Origin of the sequence: Sphingobacterium sp. B16(2022), assembly GCF_012030425.1 — a bacterium.
GTDB classification, from domain to species: domain Bacteria; phylum Bacteroidota; class Bacteroidia; order Sphingobacteriales; family Sphingobacteriaceae; genus Sphingobacterium; species Sphingobacterium anhuiense.
The window spans coordinates 270,786-286,718 of sequence record NZ_JAAUVN010000002.1 but is presented as its reverse complement, the minus strand read 5'-3'; the positions used below and the strand labels follow the sequence as shown (position 1 = coordinate 286,718).

Genomic DNA, 15,933 nt, shown 5'->3' with positions numbered 1-15,933 from the left:
TATATTTTCGATTTTGATAAACGATACAAAAATATCATAAAAACATGAACGCAATTTCATGTTTTTATGATATTGTCTAAAAAATAAAATGGAACAAAATTTCATGTTTTTATGATATTTTCTAAAAAATAAAATGGAACAAAATTTAATAGGTGAAATAAATTATTTTGTTCAGATTTGCAGTTTACAAGTTACTTTAAAAATGAAATTTAGAAATGATATAGGGGCATTACGTGCTTTAGCGGTACTGGCAGTAATTTTTTTTCATTTCAAAGTACCCTATTTTGACGGTGGCTTTAGTGGTGTGGATATTTTTTTCGTCATCTCTGGCTACTTAATGACCCGAATTATTTTAAAGAGCTTTGAGAATAGCAACTTTTCTTTTAAGCAATTCTACACTAAACGTATAACACGCATTATTCCTGCACTTTTGTTTCTTCTTGTAGGTGTGTCTATTATTGGGAGTTTTATATTACTTCCAAAAGACTTACAACAACTTGGAAATAATGCAATTTTCAGCATAATCTTTAGTTCCAATATTGAATATTATTTAAATAGTGGGTATTTTGATGTTGCCTCTCAAAATAACATCCTTTTGCACACATGGTCATTATCGGTCGAATGGCAATTTTACCTTTTATACCCTGCCCTCTTATTCCCTTTTAAAAGTCTTTACTCGAACAATAAAATAAGGTTTGTTAGCTTTTTCATCTTTTTGATTATCCTGTCATTAGGTCTGAACTTATATTTCAATAATACAGATCAATCCTTCAGTTTTTATATGTTCCCTACTCGGGCATGGGAAATGTTAATTGGTGGACTTGCATTTTTAGGAGAGTCTTATACTCAGAAATCGATATCCAAGCTCTTTAGAAAAGTAGTTGCAATTACGGGATACGCTATTTTAATTGTTAGCATCTATTTATTTAACGAAAAAAATATAAGCTGGCCTTCCTATTATACACTTATTCCTGTCATTGCGACCTTTGGTATCATTATAGCACAGTGCGATTTCAATTTTTTATCCATTAAACCAATACAATGGGTAGCGAAACTATCCTATTCTTTATATCTATGGCATTGGCCAATTTATGTGTTCGCCATTTATCTCGGATTGAATCAACCTTTTATTATCATTCCCATCCTCGCACTATCTTTACTCTGTGCAAGTATTTCCTATTATTTCATCGAGGCCAATAAGAAATTTGATAAACTACCATTTACAATAACTGCTAGTACCGCTGTTGCGCTGCTAACAGGAATTATGATGATATTTCCTTATAATCGATTACAAATAAACACAGAAATTGATTACCTGACCAACTATAACACCAATTACAGAAAAAACAGACTTGCGTCACAATTCAGAAAAGGCACATGCCATCTGGATATAGACAATACATTTAAGCAATATAATTTTGAAAGCTGTGCCACCATCATTCCAAACAAAAAGAATATTCTTTTATTAGGGGATAGTCATGCGGGTGTTTTCGGACAGAGTTTAAAAGAGCAATTAGAAAAACAAAATATCAATCTTTTACAAGCAACCGTATCCACCACTTATCCACTTTTGGACACCAAAGGGCCAAAGGCATCTTGCGAACTGATCGACTATATGTATCAAAAATTTATACCAGAAAATACGAAAAAAATTGATGAAGTGATACTTGTTGGTTTTTGGGGCTCACAACAATATCCAGATGAAACCTTAAAAATAAAACTTCAGCAAGTAATTCAATATTTCAAAGAAAATGGTATTCCGCTTAAAATGATCGGACAGACCCCTAGTTATTCTATCATCTTTCCAAATATTTTGGCTCTACAGATAAAAAATAAAAGTGTAAAAGAAGAAAACTACGTTGAATCCCGATCTGCACACATCAACACTTATCTAAAAACCTTTATTCCAGAAGATATTTACATTGATATTTACAATTTACCTGAAATAATTAAATACAATGGTCAAGATCCCTACATGCATGATGACGATCATTTATCGAAATATGGAGCTGATCAAGTTGTTCGTTACTTATTACAAAAAAAACTAATCTAACAGCTAACTCTAAGATTTTCAAGCAAAATGTGGAAAACTAATTGACTGGACATTTCGATTTAACAATAAAATGGTTATCTTTGCGAACTTATAATAATTTAAGAATAAAATTAAATAACAAAATCAGGTAAATGCCTACTATTCAACAATTAGTTAGAAAAGGTAGAGTAGCTCTGGTTGACAAGAGTAAGTCACCAGCGTTGGACTCATGTCCACAGCGAAGAGGTGTATGTACACGTGTATATACTACTACCCCTAAAAAACCAAACTCAGCAATGCGTAAAGTAGCTCGTGTACGTTTAACAAACGGTAAAGAGGTTAACGCTTACATCCCAGGAGAAGGTCACAATTTACAAGAGCACTCAATCGTTTTGATTCGTGGTGGTCGTGTTAAAGATTTACCAGGTGTACGTTACCACATTATCCGTGGTGCATTAGATACTTCAGGTGTAGCAGGTCGTAACCAACGTCGTTCTAAATACGGAACTAAACGTCCTAAACCAGGACAAGCAGCGGCTGCGCCAGCAAAAGGTAAAAAGAAATAATTAAACGGAGGAAAGAAAAATGAGAAAATCAAAACCAAAAAAGAGAATCATTTTACCTGATCCAAAGTTTAACGACACTCAGGTAACACGCTTTGTAAACAATATGATGTACGATGGTAAAAAATCTACAGCATACGAAATTTTTTACAATGCAATTGAATTAGTAGAGCAAAAAACTAGCGAAAGCGGTTTAGAAGCTTGGAAAAAAGCTTTAAACAACGTTATGCCAGCTGTAGAGGTTAAATCTCGTCGTGTTGGTGGTGCTAACTTCCAAGTTCCTATGGAAGTTCGTCCTGAGCGTAAAATTGCTTTGGGTATGAAATGGTTAATTTCATATTCACGCAGACGTGGTGAGAAAACAATGTTTGAAAAATTAGCAGGAGAAATCATTTCAGCTTCTAAAGGTGAAGGTGCTGCTGTTAAGAAGAAAGAAGATACGCACAAAATGGCTGAAGCTAACAAAGCGTTCTCACACTTCAGATTCTAGTTTTGAACTTACACACAAAAATATGATTACACCGATCTTTGGTAAACGTTCATTCTTTTATCAGGATCGGTGTACTTATTTAGACAGAAAAATATTTAGCTCCATCTGGGCTAATGCTTAAAAATATTATGGCAAGAGATTTAAAATTCACTAGAAATATTGGTATCGCTGCTCACATCGATGCTGGTAAAACAACTACAACTGAGCGTATTCTTTACTACTCAGGTGTTAATCATAAACTTGGTGAAGTGCACGAAGGTGCTTCAACAATGGACTGGATGGAGCAAGAGGCTGAGCGTGGTATCACGATTACTTCTGCAGCTACTACAGTTTTCTGGCAGTACCGTGGTAACAAATACCAAGTAAACGTTATCGATACTCCAGGTCACGTAGATTTTACGGTTGAAGTAAATCGTTCATTACGTGTATTAGACGGATTAGTATTCTTATTTTCTGCAGTTGATGGTGTTGAGCCTCAATCAGAAACTAACTGGAGATTAGCTGATAACTATGCCGTTCCACGTATCGGTTTCGTTAACAAAATGGACCGTTCTGGTGCTGATTTCTTAAAAGTTGTTGGTCAAGTAAAATCAATGTTAGGTTCTGAAGCTGTAGCTTTACAATTACCTATCGGTGCTGAAGATACTTTCACTGGTGTTGTTGATTTAATTAACAACCGTGGTATTGTTTGGAACGAGCATGATAAAGGTATGACGTTTACAGAAGTTCCTATTCCAGAAGATATGTTGGAAGAGGTTGCTGAATACCGTGAGCGCTTATTAGAAGCTGTTGCTGGTTATGATGAGTCTTTGATGGAAAAATTCTTCGAAGATCCTAATTCATTAACTGAGCGTGAAATCTTAAATGCTTTACGTGCAGCAGTATTGGATAACTCTATCGTTCCTATGGTTTGTGGTTCATCTTTCAAAAACAAAGGTGTTCAAACTATGTTGGATTTAGTAATGGAATTATTGCCTTCTCCAATGGATTCAGAAGGTGTTAAAGGTACTCATCCAGATACAGGTGAAGAATTATTACGTAAACCAGATGTTAACGAGCCTTTCGCAGCATTAGGTTTCAAAATTGCAACTGACCCTTTCGTAGGTCGTTTGTGTTTCATCCGTGCTTATTCAGGTAAGTTAGATGCAGGTTCTTATGTATTGAACACTCGTTCAGGTAACAAAGAGCGTATTTCTCGTATCTTCCAAATGCACGCTAACAAACAAAACCCTATCCCTTTCATCGAGGCTGGTGATATTGGTGCTGTTGTTGGTTTCAAAGACATCAAAACTGGTGATACTTTATGTGATGAAAAACACCCTATCGTGTTAGAGTCAATGAACTTCCCAGAGCCAGTTATCGGATTAGCGATTGAGCCTAAAACTCAAGCTGACATCGATAGATTAGGTATTGGTCTTGGTAAATTAGCTGAAGAAGATCCTACATTCGTAGTAAAAACTGACGAAGAAACTGGTCAAACAGTTATCTCTGGTATGGGTGAGCTTCACTTAGAGATCTTGATCGATCGTTTGAAACGTGAGTTCAAAGTTGAGGTTAACCAAGGTGCTCCTCAAGTATCATACAAAGAGTCTATCAATGGAACTACAGAACACCGTGAGGTATTCAAAAAACAATCAGGTGGTCGTGGTAAATTTGCGGACATTAAAGTTGTTATTTCTCCAGCTGATGCTGACTACGATTTAACTAAATCTCCTCTTCAATTCGTAAATGAAATTGTTGGTGGTAAAATTCCAAAAGAATTTATCCCTTCAGTTCAAAAAGGATTTGAAACTTCAATGAAAAATGGTGTATTAGCAGGATTCCCATTATCAGGAATGAAAGTTCGTTTGATTGATGGTTCATTCCACGCTGTCGATTCAGATTCATTATCATTTGAATTAGCTGCTCGTTCAGCATACCGTGAAGCATTGCCAAAATGTTCTCCTGTTTTAATGGAACCAATTATGAAAATAGAGGTTTTAACACCAGAAGAAAACATGGGTGATGTAATGGGTGACTTAAACCGTCGTCGTGGTTTGATGCAAGGTTTAGATAGCCGTAATGGTGCTCAAGTAATTAAAGCATTAGTTCCACTTTCGGAAATGTTTGGTTACGTAACACAATTGCGTACTATCACTTCAGGTCGTGCCACTTCTACTATGGAATTTGATCACTTCGAAGAAGCTCCACGTAACGTAACTGAAGAAGTTGTTGCAAAAGCAAAAGGTAAATTAAAAGGAGAATAATCCTTTCTAATATAAAGTAAACCGATCTCCTGTTGATAATAGCTCTAACAGGAGATCATTTTAAACAAAAACAAAAATGAGCCAAAGAATCAGAATCAAATTGAAATCATACGATTACAATTTAGTTGACAAATCAGCTGAGAAAATCGTAAAAACAGTAAAACCTACAGGTGCAGTTGTTAGTGGTCCTATTCCATTACCTACTGAGAAAAAAATCTATACAGTTTTACGTTCTCCACACGTTAACAAAAAAGCGCGTGAGCAATTCCAATTATGTTCATACAAGAGATTGTTAGATATTTATTCATCTAACTCTAAAACTGTTGATGCATTGATGAAACTTGAATTACCTTCAGGTGTTGAAGTAGAAATCAAAGTGTGATAGAATTGCACTGATTGAAAACAAGAAAGGCTTCCAATGTTAAATTAGAAGCCTTTTTTATATGCTGCTTTTTACTACTTATGGCGCCCTGTAATGAATAATTTATATAATTCCTAACTAGGGTGTGACTTGAAGAAAAAACAAGCTTTAAGCTCAAATACAGTATTTAAATCACAATGACTTTTAAGTCAATTCCAAATCATGGCTTTACGCTGAAATACTCCAAAAAAACTAATTTACTGCTTCTTCTTAGAACTTATTGTATTACGTATAGTGGAATAAGTATCTCCTTTATGATCTTCTTCTCCAAGCAAGTAACCCCATGGCTTCAATTCTTTTACACGGTCCATCACAATTTTGCAGATAGCCAATATAGGAATTGCTAAGAACATACCTGAAATCCCCCATATCAACTCTCCTACGATTATTGCCATCATCGCAAATAAAGAATTTACTTTTACTTTTGAGCCAACTACCTTTGGAACAATAAAATTACTATCGATAAGATGTATAATAATAAGTGCTCCAGTCACAATCAGTACATGTGTAAAGGAGGTCGTCGCAAAAGTAAGTAGTGCAATTACTAACATAGACGTGAAAATCCCAATATAGGGAAGCACATTAAACACGCCCGTGATAATAGCTAACAGTAAACTATATTTCACTCCAATGATACTCAAAGCTGCAAATACCAATGTAGAAACGATCAGCATCTGTAGCAATAAACCAATCAAATATTTTTTCACTACATACTGCACTTGGCCAACGACATCCATAACGATATTGTGGTGTTCTTGATGATTTAACAATAACAGAAATCGCACGATGTGACTACGATAGATAAGTAGAAAGAAAGTATAAAGGAAAGTAAACACAAAAAGTATCAACAGAGAAGATAAAGATAACAAAGCTGTTCCCAGTAAGAGCGTACCGCTATCAAGTGACTTAGTTGCCGTCTTATTAAGGATATCCATTTGTTCATTATGCATAACGCCAAAGCGATCCGTAACCCAGATCTGCACATTATGAAATCCCACTAATATTTGTTCCTTAAAAGCTGGCCAATCTTCCTTAATCATCGATAATTGTGAAGCAAGCATGTAAAATCCAAATCCTAAAAGGCCAAAGAAAAGTAGAACGGTAATAATTCCAGCAAGAGTGCGAGGAAATTTCAATTTTCTCTCAAAAAAATTACTTACGGGAACGAGCAACAACGCTAAAAGCAGACCCAGTATAAAGGGGACTAATATTGTATCCCCTATCTTTGCGAGATAACCTAAAATAACAATGGAAATTAGCGTACAAGCTAATTTGACGTAAAATGGTAAGCCCAGAAATTTTATCATAGTATCATCTAATTGTAATTGTCAAACAATACAACTAATGTAAAGTTTTAGTTGACAATAAAAAACCCCTGCTCAAAAAGCAAGGGTTTAATTTTAAAAGATTTAATTACAATCTTAATTCTTTTAATTAAATTCCGAATCCGAGGCCTATTGACCAAACTCGATTTTTAACATCCCCATTAAACGTTTTTGCTCCAGCAATATTAGTTAAACCTAAACCGTAGCCAGCATTGATCGATAATCCACTACCCAACTGATATCCTGCTAAAAAATTCACACCGAAGTCTGTACCTTTAAGGGTTTCATCTTTACCAAATTTGAAATCATCGCTAATGGAGGTTGTTCCGCTACCGGATTTAGCTTCATATTTATTTTTTCCGCTTAGACCAAATGATACATATGGACCAGCTCCAACGAAGAATTTACCTTCACCAACTGTTGGAAATTTCAACACAAAATTCACAGGTACTTCTAACCACATTGTATTTTGTTTCAATTCATATGTATTGCCATTAAGTTTAACATCTGCAAACTTAGCTCCTTTTCCTTGTAAAGAAACTCCTGGTTGTATATAAAAGTTGCTCGTAACGGGTGCATCTAAATAACCAGTAACATGAAAATTAACAGTGGATTTTGAATCAGAAAGGTCACTTCCTCCGTAACTGTAAGAAGGAAGATTGACACCTGCTTTAATTCCGTATCCTAATCCTCCTTGTGCATATGCACCAACAGAAAGTAATACTGCTGCAGTAGTTGATAATAATAATTTTTTCATCGCTCTATTATGTTATTAGTGTTTTCACAAACAATGCAAGTTACACGCCAAATGGATAAACCACTAATATTCAGATATATATTAAAAAAACAAAAGTCAAGATTACTGTACAATAAAATAGACAAGGACCTGTTTCTTGCTACAGTCTTTCTGAAACGAGGAGTATCAAAAAAAAACATAAAAAACAAAACAGCTTGATAATGATTATTTTAAAAAATAATTGCACAATAGTCTTTTTTAATCCAAATATTAATTTTACTTTTGCATTCCCCTAGGGGAACAAATAGGGTCGGATGGCCGAGTGGCTAGGCTGAGGTCTGCAAAACCTCCTACAGCGGTTCGAATCCGCTTCCGACCTCGTTTTATTGAACAATAAAAAAATTTATCAAAATGGGAGTTACACGTTTAAAAAGAAAAGATAGAAGAAATAAAACTACTTCACGTGTTGAAGTTCAGTTCTTAAGTTTAGGTAGTAATGTTGAACTTGGTTCAAGATCTAAAATGAAGAAATCAAATCAAATCGTTAAAAACGATGCTATCTTAAACCAATTAGTTTTAGAAGCTAAATAGGTTAAAAAATATTAAGAACAATAGCGTTGTAAATTACAACGCTATTGTTTTTTAAGGATGTCTACCAATTGGTGGACTTTTTCTTTTGATGTACGATAGATCGGTTCATTCATACCTTCCACTTCACTTCTATCATAAGACATTTGTGAAAAAACTGTTTCTTTCGCGGAACTATGTATAGCAGTCGCTCCAGTTGTCTTTAAGATCATTTCAATATTATTACTATCCACTCCTGCACCAGGCATAATAACAATTTTTCCTTCCGCAGATTTGACCAATTCTTTAAGTAATTCAACTCCATCCACTGCTTTATTCTGCAATCCTGAGGTCAATAAACGATCAATTCCCAATTCGATTAAAATAGCTAACGAAGACAGTGGATCGGCGCACTTATCAAATGCGCGATGAAAAGTTACATGCATCGGTCTTGCAGCATCGACAAGGGCTTTCGTTCGTTCAATATCAACTGTTGCATCGTTCTTCATTACTCCTATCACCACACCATCACAGCCAGCCTCTTTACAAAACTGTACATCAGCCAACATCTCATCAAATTCCAAATCGGAATAAACAAAATCACCTCCTCTTGGACGTATGAGGACATGTATGCCAATATCGATCAACTTTCTTGCTTGAACAATCTGACCGTAAGAAGGAGTGATACCGCCATTTTCCAAATTTTGACAAAATTCGATCCGCGTAGCCCCACCTTGCGCAGCATACAATGCAGATTGAGGTGAATTGGAACAAATTTCCAATTGATACCCGTTTATAGTGATTTCTTTTCCCATTAATTTAATATACAATAATCTTTTCTGAAGTTTTCGAATAAAAAGGGAGAAAGATCAATTTGAACCTTCTCCCTTCTATATTAAGTACAAAATCCCAATTATACTCAACCATTAGGTAGATGTAGAGTCCTGTAAAAGCCTCTAATCTTATTTACTTAACAAAGGTACAATAAACTAATAATATACACTAAAACTTCTTTAAACTGGGTGTATGCGTGATATAAAAAGCTCAATGCAAAGCAAAAAAACTTTATTTCGTTTTTTTTGTTTTACACTATTGTAATTTAAAATGATCAAAATTTTAATTATATTCATACAAAAAGGGGTATTATGTCAATCGTATCAAAAGATTTTGAAATTCAAGAAAATCTCATTGTACTCATTGAAGATCTTGAAAGCACGATTTATGATCTTAATCATCGGCTTGCTGGTTACAGCCAGCTCTATAATAAGGCACGTAACCAAACGAATGACTCTAGCGTAGCGTATGAAGAAATTGCAGATCAAATTGGTGAAAAGCATCATATTTTGTATCACAAGATGAAATCGCTTAATCATTTGCTCGAAATAATTAATGACTATCGTGACAGCAATGGTATTTTTCAGGACCATAATGATCTAATAATACAAATACAGGATATTATGCTTACTCATGCTGAAAAAGAGTCTTATGAGGAAGCTGCGACTATCAAAAAATGGTATGACCGACTCTATTCAGCTGTCGACGTTAAGTAAAGCTCCTTGAACTTTATTTGTAGTCTGTTAATCTTACTTTTGTACCTTTGCAAAAAGATTTACATGAAAAAACCCCCTGTACAAATAGATTTACATGCTGAAGCCTTTCTATACGACTGGCAGGATTATACACCAGATGAATTAGCTAATGAGTCTCTCATCTACATGCGCGATATGTTGGATGCTGCAATATATTGGGATATGCCTGAAATAAAATTTGTACATGGAAAAGGTAAAGGAATTCTGAAAAAAATGGTCTATGATGAACTGATGATTTATAAAAATCAAAGAGCAATTTCCCATTTTCATCCTGCTTATCATAATGATGATATTGTCGTAGTTGTTATTGGACTTTAATTCCTAAGTCTTTCCTAATTTCAAAATTAACTTTGTTAGCTAATTAAAAGATATGAAAATATTACTAATCGAAGATGAAGTTGCCTTGAGCCAGGTTATCATGCAATCTTTAGAAGCTGAAAAATACCTTGTTGAACAAGCTTTTGATTACAATAGCGCATTAGAGAAAATATCAATTTATTCATATGATTGTATTTTACTCGATATCATGTTACCCGGAGGTTCTGGATTGCAACTCTTAGAAAAGATTAAAGAAATTGGAAAAGAAGAATCGATCATCATCCTGTCGGCCAAAGATTCTGTAGACGATAAAGTAAAAGGTTTAGAGCTAGGTGCTGATGACTATTTAGCCAAACCTTTTCATTTGGCAGAATTACATGCACGGATCAAATCGATTATTCGCCGAAAGAATCAACATGGTGATGATATCATTACGTATAAAAATATTGCAGTAAACACAACAGACAGAAGCATACAGATTAACAACAAACCTGTGATTCTCAATCGAAAGGAGTTTGATTTACTCTATTATTTTATTATCAGGCCAACTAAGCTTATTCAAAAAAATAGCTTAGCAGAGTCAATTTGGGGTGATCATATTGATCAGGCTGACAGTTTAGACTTTATTTATTCACAAATAAAAAATTTAAGAAAAAAATTAAAAGATAATCATGCTGACATCGATATTCAGGCTGTTTATGGTATAGGATACAAATTGATTTAATGACCCACAAAGCAATAATGGCCAAGATCTAAAAATATATTCACGATTGTTTGAATGGCTTCTAAAACTGGTGAAGTGATCTTTATATTGCCACTAACTGCTAATACCATTATTTAAAACTAAATATTTTAATGAAAAAGTCGCTCAAGAATTACACTATAAGATACATTACAATCATGATTTTGATTGTAATTGCGGTGTGGGCAACATTATTTTATGCATACATCACAGAAGAAGTGTATGATAATGTAGACGACGGCTTAAAGAATCAAAAAATTGAAATTATTCGTGCTGCATACCAAGATGAATCGATTCTAAAAACGGATACATTCGGTATTAATCAGTTTAAAATCACCAAATCTGATGTGCAAGTAAACATGGATGAAAAAAATATTTTCAAAAACGATCTCATATACATGCCATATGATGAGGATATGGAGCCTTATCGAATTTTAAATACTTACTTCTATGGTAAGGACAAACAGCTATATCAACTGGAAATTCGAACTTCAACCGTAGAAGAAGATGAACTAAAATATGATCTGGCAACTGCTTTGATAATACTATACATCTTGATTATTGTGAGTATATTTTTACTCAACACACTTGTATTTCACCGAGCTTTTAAGCCTTTTTATCAAATTCTTGACAAGTTAGAGCGCTATCAGTTTGGGAAAATAAAAACAGCTGTACCGATCAACAGTAATGTTAGAGAATTTATGCTATTGGATACCGAAATCGATAAAATGCTTGATCGCAATGAAAAAATATTCCAGCAACAAAAACTGTTTATTGAAAATGCTTCCCATGAGTTACAGACGCCTTTGGCTATCAGTAGTAATAAACTAGAGTTACTGCTAGAAGATGAACAACTGACAGAACATCATTTAATCACGATCAGTGAAACTAAAGAAGCTTTAGAACGTATGATTAAATTAAATAAGGCATTACTTATGCTATCTCGCATTGAAAACAATCAATTTGATTTTACGCAAACAGTGGATTTTAATAGCGTGATTCGCGAAGCGTGTGAAGAGTTAGCAGACTTGATTGAATTTAGGGGAATCACTTTAGAAGTTCTTGAGCATGGAAAGTTCTCAGCTGATTTCAATGCGGATCTGGTAAAGATATTAATTTCCAATTTACTCCGTAATGCTATCAACTATAATAAATCAAAAGATGGATTTATAAAAATCGATATTCATAAGGATTTCTTTACAATTGCAAATTCAGGCAAAAACACTGCACTACAAGCAGAAAATATTTTTGATCGATTTCACAAAGAAAATACTGCAATCAATTCAAATGGATTAGGTCTTTCTATAGTTAAAACAATCATAGAGACAAACAAGACCATTAGCATAAATTACTCATACTTAAATAATTTTCATATTTTTAAGATACAAAAGCTATAATTCCTAATTCTTTACCAAATTGTATAGGAACTTTGTTATATAAATAAATAGGAGGATATATTATGAAGAAAATTAAAACAATGGCGATCGTTGCTTTAGTAGCATTATCGACAGTTAGCTATGCACAAAAAAAGGTGATTAACAGCAATCAATTACCTGCAAATGCACAAACATTTATTAAAAACAATTTTGCCAGCAATCAGATCACAAGTACAATTGAAGAAAAAGAAAATCTACTTTCAAAAGAATACCAAGTGATTTTAAATAATGGTACAAAAATAGAATTTGATAAATCAGGAGATTGGGAAGAAGTGGATGGTCACCATAACGCTATTCCTTTAAAATTTGTACCAAAATCAATTCAAAATTATGTTACAAAAAGTTTTCCTAATACCCACATTGTAAAAATCAAAAAGTCAAGCCGTAAATTTGAAGTTGAAATTTCAAATGGTCTTGAATTGGAGTTTAATAAAAAAGGGCAGTTTACTAAAATAGATGATTAATAGAATTAAAATATGAAAAAGTTAATTTTAACATTTACGGCGTTAATTACAGTTGCATTCATTTTAGTATCTTGTGACAAAGATGATGATCATCAAGTCCCTGCTACATCTTTACCAGCATCAGCATCCACATTTCTTAACACCTTCTTCAAAGATGTAACTATTCGAAAAGTTGAGAAACAAACTCCTACTGCAACAAATAAAACAGCTTACAGTGTGGAGTTAGCCAATGGAATCGAAGTTGATTTTGATCAAGAAGGTAATTGGAAAGAAGTAGAATCCGACAATGATACTGCTATTCCTACGGGTTTTATCTCAACTACTATAGTCAGCTACGTGGATACAAATTATAAAACTGCACAAATCAGCGCCATCGATAAAGTTACTGCTGGATTTGAAGTTGAACTAACAAATGATATCGATTTATTGTTCGATCCAAGTGGTCAATTTGTAAAAATCATCTTATAAAATTAAAAGCCTCCTTCAGTAGAAAGAGGCTTTTTTATTTGTATTGTTATTATTTCTTAGCCGGTGTGATCTTTATTTTTCTAAATTCTACCGGAGCATGATCTCCTTGTAAATATATAGGTCCTGGTTCACCTTCTTTACTATCTAACGCACCACCTGTTATTCCTGGTATTTCTTGATTATTAATAATCGTCTTACCATTTGCGACAATAGTAACCAATCTTCCAACCAATGTAACTTCATACTTCTGCCATTGATCTGGTCCTAATGTAGCCATTTCATTTGGAGCTAGAAAGCCATAGATACCGCCAAAATAGAGACTTCCTGGATGTTGATCCTTTGGACTGTCTTCAATTTGCAATTCGTATCTTCCTCTTAAATAAATACCAGAATTACCACCGGTTGTATATCGAAATTCTGCTTCTAATTTAAAATCTTCAAATTTTTGATCTGTTACCAAATTAGCACCCGCCTTTGCGTTCGTCAAGATACCCTCTTTTACCGACCAGTTATTCTCGCCACCAATCGTTTTCCAACCTGTCAAATCTTTACCATTAAAAAGCTCAATAGCCTCTCCCCATTGAACAGTTCCTGTACGATTTAAATAAGGTGCTTTTTCACCTGTAAAGTTATAGCTAACACCTTTATTAGTCGTCACGGTCCCTTTAATACCCGTAGCCGTCAATTCACCTGCAATCACAAAATCACCTTCTCCACCTTCCCATTGTGGCGGAATAGCAAATGAAAATTTTCCATCCTCAAGCTTTACATGAGAAACAGGGCGAGCACTGCCACTGTCACCAACATAACTTCCTACCAATGTGTTAAATCCAGATAGTTTTACTTCAATCCAAGATGGTACTACTTTTCCATCTTTATCCACATTCAAATCCCAACGACCGATCAAATCTTTAGCTCTTTCAGGTACGACTTGTTTTGCAGGATTATGTTCTACTTCGGGTTCTTTTTTTTGATCTGCCGTTTGACATGAACTTACACTTGCTCCCAATAAACAAAAGAGAACACTATATTTTAAATGATTTCTTAACATTTTTTAAAGAATTGTAACAAAGATTTAGATTTTTTATTATAGTTATCAAAACGAATATACTAAAAATATCAATTATTGAATCTAGTAACTCCGAATCAACACAAAAAAATTACGAATACAGGCTTGAATATAATAAGAAATACTCTTCCTAAACTAGAAATCGTGCATCTATCACTAAAACAAAAAAATTACGTTACATATAGTTTTTATCAAATGTTAAAATTAATACCACTTTTAGTAAAGATATTTGTATCAGCAATTTATATACGGAAACAATATGAAAACAATACTGAGTACAAAGACAATAATCCGATTAATGACCATCTGGATTATTGTCATCGGTTTAATGGTATTTGACCAACAGATTTTTAAAACAACATTTTCTCCTGTATCGGCAATCACCATATTTATTATTCTTTTGGCTACAATTTTAACCGCTTCATTCGGTGTTGTAAAAGAAGCGGACGAGCTTGCACATAAGTTAGGTGAACCTTTTGGAACACTTATCCTTACACTTTCAATCGTTACGATCGAAGTGGTTTTGATTGCTGCTGTTATGCTTGGTCCTGCAGAATCTCCAACAATCGGAAAGGATTCAATCTTTTCTGTCATGATGATTATCATGAATCTTGTGGTAGGACTTTGCATTTTACTTGGAAGTGCCAAATATAAAGAACAAGAATATAATGCTCAGGGAACACTGTCTTATTTTTCAATGATTGTAATACTTGGAGCAACTTCATTATTACTTCCTAATTTTATTCAAGGAGCAGGCAATGGCGCATTTACGACTTTACAAGCGATATTCATTTCAACTTTAATTATACTTGTATACATCGCATTTCTTTACTATCAATTAAAAGGATATAGTCACTTATACATACAACCGGCAAAAGGAAATCTTGAGATTCAATATCCTAGCCAGATACAAAATTCTGTTAATAAAGATGCCCCAAAATCTCAGGATAAAAAGGAAATATGGATTCGTTCAGCCCTTCTTATTTTAATGATTCTACCAATAGTATTGCTATCACATCAAATGGCAGTGGTGGTTGATTATGGTATTGCTACCGCAAAACTTCCAATAGCATTGGGTGGTATTCTTATTGCTATCATTGTATTTACCCCGGAGTCTATTACAGCGGTTAAAGCAGCTCGTAATAACGAATTTCAAAGAAGTATCAACTTATGTCACGGCGCTTTTGTCTCGACTGTAGGTTTAACGGTTCCCGCTGTACTGCTAGTAGGATTACTAAAAGGAAAATTAGTTCTATTTGGATTAACTGGTACAGAGACTGTTTTATTTACAATGACCCTCTTACTAAGCTTGATCAGCTTTTTAGGGAAAAGGACTACTCCTATTTTAGGTATTATTCATTTGGCTCTATTTGCTCTGTACATGATGCTGGTATTTAATCCATAAGTTTGAATTTCGTCATCTTATCGCCAGATAAAAAAGCGCACCTATGTAGTGCGCTTTTTTTA

At 34.1% G+C, this 15,933-nt stretch carries 17 protein-coding genes and 1 tRNA gene; 14 read left to right on the top strand and 4 right to left on the bottom strand.

Annotated elements, in window-relative coordinates; all coding sequences use genetic code 11:
* Positions 1-202 precede the first annotated feature (202 nt).
* From HCX49_RS11680 to rpsJ, 5 genes are all read left to right on the top strand, one after another.
* Positions 203-2,053 (top strand): acyltransferase family protein, encoded by a 1,851-nt coding sequence (locus HCX49_RS11680; RefSeq protein ID WP_165905920.1) that lies wholly within the window; start codon positions 203-205, stop codon positions 2,051-2,053.
* 131 nt (positions 2,054-2,184) lie between these two features.
* Positions 2,185-2,598, top strand: coding sequence for a 30S ribosomal protein S12 (gene rpsL, locus HCX49_RS11675; protein WP_002993550.1), 414 nt, complete (start codon positions 2,185-2,187; stop codon positions 2,596-2,598).
* Between the two features lie 19 nt (positions 2,599-2,617).
* Entirely contained in the window at positions 2,618-3,085 is a 468-nt protein-coding gene (gene rpsG, locus HCX49_RS11670; protein WP_021188484.1) for a 30S ribosomal protein S7, read from the top strand.
* 128 nt (positions 3,086-3,213) lie between these two features.
* Positions 3,214-5,331: an elongation factor G gene (gene fusA / locus HCX49_RS11665; protein WP_031287331.1), complete on the top strand. Its 2,118-nt coding sequence runs from the start codon at positions 3,214-3,216 to the stop codon at positions 5,329-5,331.
* A 76-nt stretch (positions 5,332-5,407) separates the two neighbouring features.
* Positions 5,408-5,713, top strand: a complete 306-nt coding sequence (gene rpsJ / locus HCX49_RS11660; protein ID WP_013667229.1) for a 30S ribosomal protein S10 — start codon at positions 5,408-5,410, stop codon at positions 5,711-5,713.
* A gap of 236 nt (positions 5,714-5,949) precedes the next feature.
* On the opposite strand, the gene HCX49_RS11655 is transcribed toward rpsJ, so the two are convergent.
* Positions 5,950-7,059, bottom strand: a complete 1,110-nt coding sequence (locus HCX49_RS11655; protein WP_168127143.1) for an AI-2E family transporter — start codon at positions 7,057-7,059, stop codon at positions 5,950-5,952.
* A gap of 127 nt (positions 7,060-7,186) precedes the next feature.
* Complete coding sequence (locus tag HCX49_RS11650) at positions 7,187-7,834, bottom strand: porin family protein (protein ID WP_132770839.1); 648 nt, start codon at positions 7,832-7,834, stop codon at positions 7,187-7,189.
* 287 nt (positions 7,835-8,121) lie between these two features.
* On the opposite strand from HCX49_RS11650, the gene HCX49_RS11645 reads away from it, so the two are divergent.
* Together HCX49_RS11645 and HCX49_RS11640 are read left to right on the top strand one after the other, a co-directional pair.
* Positions 8,122-8,192 (top strand) — tRNA-Cys (locus HCX49_RS11645).
* A gap of 32 nt (positions 8,193-8,224) precedes the next feature.
* On the top strand, positions 8,225-8,404 hold the full coding sequence (locus HCX49_RS11640; protein WP_021188488.1) for a hypothetical protein: 180 nt from the start codon (positions 8,225-8,227) through the stop codon (positions 8,402-8,404).
* A gap of 41 nt (positions 8,405-8,445) precedes the next feature.
* Here HCX49_RS11640 and HCX49_RS11635 read toward each other — a convergent pair whose 3' ends face one another.
* Positions 8,446-9,195 (bottom strand): copper homeostasis protein CutC, encoded by a 750-nt coding sequence (locus HCX49_RS11635; RefSeq protein ID WP_132770840.1) that lies wholly within the window; start codon positions 9,193-9,195, stop codon positions 8,446-8,448.
* 330 nt (positions 9,196-9,525) lie between these two features.
* Here HCX49_RS11635 and HCX49_RS11630 point away from each other — a divergent pair, with 330 nt between their 5' ends.
* From HCX49_RS11630 to HCX49_RS11605, 6 genes are all read left to right on the top strand, one after another.
* Positions 9,526-9,930: a hypothetical protein gene (locus tag HCX49_RS11630; RefSeq protein WP_132770841.1), complete on the top strand. Its 405-nt coding sequence runs from the start codon at positions 9,526-9,528 to the stop codon at positions 9,928-9,930.
* Positions 9,931-9,993: 63 nt separating this feature from the next.
* Positions 9,994-10,287: a Smr/MutS family protein gene (locus HCX49_RS11625; RefSeq protein ID WP_132770842.1), complete on the top strand. Its 294-nt coding sequence runs from the start codon at positions 9,994-9,996 to the stop codon at positions 10,285-10,287.
* Between the two features lie 52 nt (positions 10,288-10,339).
* On the top strand, positions 10,340-11,011 hold the full coding sequence (locus HCX49_RS11620; RefSeq protein ID WP_132770843.1) for a response regulator transcription factor: 672 nt from the start codon (positions 10,340-10,342) through the stop codon (positions 11,009-11,011).
* Positions 11,012-11,187: 176 nt separating this feature from the next.
* Positions 11,188-12,426, top strand: coding sequence for a sensor histidine kinase (locus HCX49_RS11615; RefSeq protein ID WP_206368420.1), 1,239 nt, complete (start codon positions 11,188-11,190; stop codon positions 12,424-12,426).
* 62 nt (positions 12,427-12,488) lie between these two features.
* Positions 12,489-12,929, top strand: a complete 441-nt coding sequence (locus HCX49_RS11610; protein ID WP_206368419.1) for a PepSY-like domain-containing protein — start codon at positions 12,489-12,491, stop codon at positions 12,927-12,929.
* Between the two features lie 12 nt (positions 12,930-12,941).
* The gene (locus tag HCX49_RS11605) at positions 12,942-13,397 is read left to right on the top strand and encodes a PepSY-like domain-containing protein (RefSeq protein ID WP_132770845.1); all 456 of its coding nucleotides are present in this window, start codon (positions 12,942-12,944) and stop codon (positions 13,395-13,397) included.
* 49 nt (positions 13,398-13,446) lie between these two features.
* On the opposite strand, the gene HCX49_RS11600 is transcribed toward HCX49_RS11605, so the two are convergent.
* The gene (locus tag HCX49_RS11600) at positions 13,447-14,448 is read right to left on the bottom strand and encodes a DUF1080 domain-containing protein (RefSeq protein WP_132770846.1); all 1,002 of its coding nucleotides are present in this window, start codon (positions 14,446-14,448) and stop codon (positions 13,447-13,449) included.
* Between the two features lie 277 nt (positions 14,449-14,725).
* Between HCX49_RS11600 and HCX49_RS11595 the strand changes: the two genes are divergently transcribed.
* Complete coding sequence (locus HCX49_RS11595; RefSeq protein WP_132770847.1) at positions 14,726-15,871, top strand: calcium:proton antiporter; 1,146 nt, start codon at positions 14,726-14,728, stop codon at positions 15,869-15,871.
* Positions 15,872-15,933: the final 62 nt, after the last annotated feature.

Coding starts and splice junctions, on each gene's coding strand:
- HCX49_RS11640 (WP_021188488.1), top strand. CDS start 8,225: ATGGGAGTTACACGTTTAAAAAGAAAAGATAGAAGAAATAAAACTACT.
- HCX49_RS11605 (WP_132770845.1), top strand. CDS start 12,942: ATGAAAAAGTTAATTTTAACATTTACGGCGTTAATTACAGTTGCATTC.
- HCX49_RS11615 (WP_206368420.1), top strand. CDS start 11,188: ATGATTTTGATTGTAATTGCGGTGTGGGCAACATTATTTTATGCATAC.
- HCX49_RS11595 (WP_132770847.1), top strand. CDS start 14,726: ATGAAAACAATACTGAGTACAAAGACAATAATCCGATTAATGACCATC.
- rpsJ (WP_013667229.1), top strand. CDS start 5,408: ATGAGCCAAAGAATCAGAATCAAATTGAAATCATACGATTACAATTTA.
- HCX49_RS11655 (WP_168127143.1), bottom strand. CDS start 7,059: ATGATAAAATTTCTGGGCTTACCATTTTACGTCAAATTAGCTTGTACG.
- HCX49_RS11630 (WP_132770841.1), top strand. CDS start 9,526: ATGTCAATCGTATCAAAAGATTTTGAAATTCAAGAAAATCTCATTGTA.
- HCX49_RS11625 (WP_132770842.1), top strand. CDS start 9,994: ATGAAAAAACCCCCTGTACAAATAGATTTACATGCTGAAGCCTTTCTA.
- rpsG (WP_021188484.1), top strand. CDS start 2,618: ATGAGAAAATCAAAACCAAAAAAGAGAATCATTTTACCTGATCCAAAG.
- rpsL (WP_002993550.1), top strand. CDS start 2,185: ATGCCTACTATTCAACAATTAGTTAGAAAAGGTAGAGTAGCTCTGGTT.
- fusA (WP_031287331.1), top strand. CDS start 3,214: ATGGCAAGAGATTTAAAATTCACTAGAAATATTGGTATCGCTGCTCAC.
- HCX49_RS11610 (WP_206368419.1), top strand. CDS start 12,489: ATGAAGAAAATTAAAACAATGGCGATCGTTGCTTTAGTAGCATTATCG.
- HCX49_RS11650 (WP_132770839.1), bottom strand. CDS start 7,834: ATGAAAAAATTATTATTATCAACTACTGCAGCAGTATTACTTTCTGTT.
- HCX49_RS11600 (WP_132770846.1), bottom strand. CDS start 14,448: ATGTTAAGAAATCATTTAAAATATAGTGTTCTCTTTTGTTTATTGGGA.
- HCX49_RS11635 (WP_132770840.1), bottom strand. CDS start 9,195: ATGGGAAAAGAAATCACTATAAACGGGTATCAATTGGAAATTTGTTCC.
- HCX49_RS11620 (WP_132770843.1), top strand. CDS start 10,340: ATGAAAATATTACTAATCGAAGATGAAGTTGCCTTGAGCCAGGTTATC.
- HCX49_RS11680 (WP_165905920.1), top strand. CDS start 203: ATGAAATTTAGAAATGATATAGGGGCATTACGTGCTTTAGCGGTACTG.